This is a genomic window from Leucobacter soli (genome assembly GCF_042659205.1).
GTDB lineage: Bacteria > Actinomycetota > Actinomycetes > Actinomycetales > Microbacteriaceae > Leucobacter > Leucobacter soli.
In genome coordinates this window covers 1-1,149 of the sequence record NZ_JBHSRW010000396.1, presented here as the reverse complement: position 1 = coordinate 1,149, position 1,149 = coordinate 1, and the positions used below count along the sequence as shown (strand labels likewise).

General features: G+C 71.3%; 2 protein-coding genes. Both read left to right on the top strand.

Features of this window, described 5'->3' with window-relative positions:
• The coding region (locus ACFPZL_RS13500) for a DNA repair protein RecO C-terminal domain-containing protein (RefSeq protein WP_382335895.1) at window positions 1–182 on the top strand (182 nt) is incomplete at its 5' end.
• Window positions 183–303: 121 nt separating this feature from the next.
• Window positions 304–1,095, top strand: a complete 792-nt coding sequence (locus ACFPZL_RS13495) for an isoprenyl transferase (RefSeq protein ID WP_218116408.1) — start codon at window positions 304–306, stop codon at window positions 1,093–1,095.
• Window positions 1,096–1,149: the final 54 nt, after the last annotated feature.

Genomic DNA, 1,149 nt, shown 5'->3' with positions numbered 1-1,149 from the left:
GCGTGCCCGGCTCGCCGCGACTCGATCCCGGCAGCATCGCACTGCTCGCCGCGCTGCAGGCCGGCGACTGGGACGCCGCGCTCGCCTCGTCGGAGCGCGAACGGGCCGAGGCATCCGGGATCGTCGCCGCCTACACGCAGTGGCACCTGGAGCGCGGCCTGCGCAGCCTCGACACGCGGTAGCCGTCCCCGGCACTATCGCCGAGAGGCGAGAAAAGGCTCATGAATTCGCCCCAGAACAGCATCTTTTCGCCTTTCACCGATGTTCGGCCTGAACCATCGGCCTGAACGGTAGGGTGAGCGGGTGAGCACGCGCCGAGCCCCCGCAGGTCTGGTCCCGGTCGATTGGACCGGCGAGCGGCCGCCGGCGTTCGGCGACGGCGTTCCGAAGCACATCGCGATCGTGATGGACGGCAACGGGCGATGGGCGAACCGCCGCGGCCTTCCGCGCGTCGAGGGCCACCGGCAGGGCGAGCAGGCGCTGCTCGACGTGGTCGCGGGAGCGATCCAGGTCGGCGTCACCCACCTGAGCGTGTACGCCTTCTCGACCGAGAACTGGCGCCGATCGCCCGATGAGGTGCGGTTCCTCATGGGCTTCAACCGAGACGTGCTGCGCCGGCGGCGCACTCAGCTCGACGCCTGGAACGTGCGGATGCGCTGGGCCGGCCGGCGACCCCGCCTGTGGGGCTCGGTCATCAACGAGCTGCGCGCCAGCGAACGGGCCACCGCGCGCAACACGGGGCTCACCCTCACGATGTGCGTGAACTACGGGGGCCGCAACGAGCTCACCGACGCCGTGCGCGGCATCGCCCAGGAGGTCGCCGAGGGCCGGCTCTCGCCGCAGGGCATCACGGAGCGCACGATCGCCCGCCACCTCTACGTGCCCGAGCTGCCGGAGGTCGACCTCTTCCTGCGCTCGAGCGGCGAACAGCGCACCAGCAACTTCATGCTCTGGCAGAGCGCCTACGCCGAGATGGTGTTCCTCGACACGCTCTGGCCCGATTTCGATCGCACCGAGCTGTGGCGGGCGATCGGGATCTACCGGGATCGGGATCGCCGCTTCGGCGGCGCGGTCGACGTGCCGGGCGGCGCGTAGCTCAGGATCGCGCTCCGCGGCGGCGCCCGAGCTTCTGCTCGGCGTCGCGCCACG